Here is a 2,435-nt window from a genome sequence, read left to right as displayed (position 1 = left end):
ACAATCGCTCTTAAACCTATTTTGAAGCGTAGCCATACGATTGCGGTAATAACCAAGTATACAACTGCCTTTTGTGAAGCTTATTTTATCGTGAACTGCGAGCCCTTGGGCAATCAGCCGCCACGTTGTTGTATAAGATTAGTTGCGTGTTTTAAGCACCTAATTTAGCAAATACAAACCGAATAGAAAATCCGCGAGGATTTTCGTAAGTAAGCCTGCACTAGCAATTAATTTTATACGGTGTTAGCCTTAGTTATTATTCGTTAATTTTTTCAAATATTCCATTTTCATTCCGTTCAAAACTTGTACCAATTTCAGAATCGAGTAAGTCAATGAAAGAATCATCTCTTGATAAAACTGAACCAATCGAGACTAAACTAATATTTTCTACGTCTTCCATATATTCATCAGATTCGTCACCTGATAATATTCTCCAACCAGTATCTATATAATCCCTTTCTTCATCCTTTTCCATTGGCTCCTCTCTATAAATATAATTGATGGGTGCATTTTCATACAACACTTTATTTGTAGCAAAGCACCTATCATAATATTTGTCTACAAGATTCGGTTCAGATAATCCTAAATCGTGGTCAATTATATGTTTATATTCAAATTCTATTTCGTCTCCTGCATATAATTCGTGAAGATAAAATGGATGATTATCCAAAGTTCCTTTAAATTTTCCTTTATTAATTTCAGTAATTTCAACCCACATTCTTTCTGCTCCTGGATGTTCTGAATTAGATGATTCAAATTCAAATGTGAGTTTTACAATATCACCAATTTTCAGGTTTTTTAATATTTCTCTACTTGGTTTGTAAAAAGTGTATTTGTTTTCTTTGGCTAATTTTTCTGAATCTGTTAATTTCCAACTTCCCATTTTATAACCAAGTGAATTTATTCTCCTTAAATCAAATTCCCATTTCTCACTTAATTTACAGAGTTTAATTACTTTTTTTACTAAATCATTTCCCTTTCTGTCAACTATAATGTAATGTTCAACTAATTCTGATGAGAGGTTTTCAAAAGCGATTCCCCATTCATTATTTTCGATTAATTCAAATCCGTTTTTAAGTTGTTTTTTTATTCCATTAATGACTTCTGAATCTTCTTCATTAGTTAAGAATTCAGATTCTACATATTCAAAAAAGTCTTTTACTGCTTGTTTTCTTTTTCTGTTATTGAATATCATTTCTGGGTTTTTCTCTAATTAAGGCNGTGAATCTGTCGCCGCGCATAGAGCTTTCAAAAATGTCGTATTCGCGTTATGTAATAGTTGTGGCTGGTTGCAACTACGTGTGAGCTTTCTATACTTAAGATGTATGCCCTAGGCATTTTTGAGTAGTGGCCTGTGGCGGCTGATTGAGTAGGGTGGGAGCTTTAAAATCCTAGGAGATTTGCTCTATGATCCATCTGTGCCAAATCCTTGATTTTTGCTCTTACAATCGCTCTTAAACCGATTTTGAAGCGTAGCCATACGATTGCGGTAATTACCAAGTATGCAACTGCCTTTTGTGTAGCTTATTTTATCGTGGTCTGCGAGCCCTTGGGCAATCAGCCGCCACGTGTTTGTATATGGTTTGTTGCGTGGTTTAAGCAACTAATTTAGTAAATAATTACCGACCAAGAAAGTCCGCGAGGACTTTCGTAAGTAGGCAAGAAGCCAGCAATAAATTATATACGGTGTTGGCAATCTGGCTTTATTTCCAAAATTTCCACCATTCCGATTTTGTTTTATTTTCGTTTTCGTTCAAGTTCAATTGGTTAAACTCGTTATTTTCAATAATAGGTTTTTCATAAGAGTCAGATTCCGTTATATGTCCATCTTGTTCACTTATTCTTGTCAATTTTTCACCTTCTTTAAACAAAAGTTGAAGTCCGTGTTCTTGTTCCCATTCACACTCACAAGCTAAATTCAGATATATAATTTCAAATTTGTCGTGACTTCTTGTTACATAAATATCTTGAGGATAAATAAATTTCCAAATTTGATTTTTGTCTTTTATATCCCAAAGAGGTTGGTCTTCTTCATCAAATTCAACTGCGTTTAGAAATTCCATACAGTTTTCGTAAGCGAGATTCGATATTAATAATCTATCAGATTCAGATTTTTTTAAAAACGTTTTTAAGGCTTTATCTGCTTCTTTAATAAATTCAGTATCACGTTCAGGAATGAAGTCCATAAAAGTGATTTTCATTCTCTTGTTATCAAAAAACGGAATTTCAATGAGTTCACTTTCCCACCAATCCTCAAATTGGTCGTTTTGTTTTAATTCCCCTATAATTTTGCTGTTTATCGTTCTCATTTTTCAGCTTGTTGCCAACAGGCCACTACATAAAGCGAGTGCGGCATTTTGCTGGTGTGCCTGTTTTTTGTTTTTTAATTGATTGTTTAAATATACACTTATTTGTGAATCTGTCGCCGCGCATAG

General features: G+C 33.6%; 2 protein-coding genes. Both read right to left on the bottom strand.

Annotation, left to right across the window (positions count from 1 at the left end; translation table 11 throughout):
- Positions 1-256: 256 nt before the first annotated feature.
- The gene (locus tag ACFO5T_RS10860; protein ID WP_380034316.1) at positions 257-1,195 is read right to left on the bottom strand and encodes an immunity protein Imm33 domain-containing protein; all 939 of its coding nucleotides are present in this window, start codon (positions 1,193-1,195) and stop codon (positions 257-259) included.
- A 508-nt stretch (positions 1,196-1,703) separates the two neighbouring features.
- Entirely contained in the window at positions 1,704-2,309 is a 606-nt protein-coding gene (locus tag ACFO5T_RS10855; protein WP_380034314.1) for a DUF6985 domain-containing protein, read from the bottom strand.
- Positions 2,310-2,435 lie beyond the last annotated feature (126 nt).

Origin of the sequence: Dokdonia genika (assembly GCF_042652845.1) — a bacterium.
Classification (GTDB): Bacteria; Bacteroidota; Bacteroidia; order Flavobacteriales; family Flavobacteriaceae; genus Dokdonia; species Dokdonia donghaensis.
The sequence above is the reverse complement of the archived record's forward strand: the minus strand, read 5'-3'. Positions and strand labels throughout refer to the sequence as shown.